2 protein-coding genes are annotated in these 514 nt (G+C 42.4%); both read left to right on the top strand.

What is annotated here, in order from left to right; genetic code table 11:
* The first annotated feature begins 12 nt into the window (after positions 1–12).
* Complete coding sequence (locus tag GBI16_RS18370; protein ID WP_002115033.1) at positions 13–381, top strand: Na+/H+ antiporter subunit C; 369 nt, start codon at positions 13–15, stop codon at positions 379–381.
* A partial coding sequence (locus tag GBI16_RS19005; RefSeq protein WP_228267874.1) for a hypothetical protein occupies positions 381–514 on the top strand: 134 nt, incomplete at its 3' end. The genes GBI16_RS18370 and GBI16_RS19005, both read left to right, overlap by 1 nt.

Below are 514 nucleotides of genomic sequence, written 5' to 3'. Positions count from 1 at the left end.
GGAGGAATCATCATGATCAGTTTAGAATTCTTACTGGCTTCTGCTATTGGTTTACTTGTTGCCACAGGTATTTATCTGATTTTACGTGCTCGTACTTTCCCTGTTGTGCTCGGATTGGCTGTAATCGGTTATGCAGTAAACCTATTTTTATTTGCTATGGGTCGATTACAAATCAGCTCACCAGCAATTTTAACTGAAACGACAAAAATAACCGATCCACTCCCTCAAGCGTTGGTGTTAACCGCCATCGTGATCGGTTTTGCAACTACAGCGTTTATTGTACAACTTGCGCTACGTAGCCGTTATGAATCAGGTAGTGATCATGTTGATGCTAAAGAAGATGCTTCCCCAACATACGACCCACGTGAGGATGAGCCGTGATGTTTGATTTTTTATCTTTTTGGCAACAACACACGCCTATTTTTAGCATTCTCATCCCCGCATTTACTGCTTTTATCTTCTTACTGTTAGGTAACCCTGGGGCAGGTGCTTTAAAAGATGACTGGCGCCAACC

Origin of the sequence: Acinetobacter sp. TUM15064, assembly GCF_008980265.1 — a bacterium.
In the GTDB taxonomy this organism is placed as follows: Bacteria; Pseudomonadota; Gammaproteobacteria; order Pseudomonadales; family Moraxellaceae; genus Acinetobacter.
The sequence above is the reverse complement of the archived record's forward strand: the minus strand, read 5'-3'. Positions and strand labels throughout refer to the sequence as shown.

Excerpts from the sequence above, each read along its gene's own strand:
- GBI16_RS18370 (WP_002115033.1), top strand. The coding sequence starts at position 13 with ATGATCAGTTTAGAATTCTTACTGGCTTCTGCTATTGGTTTACTTGTT.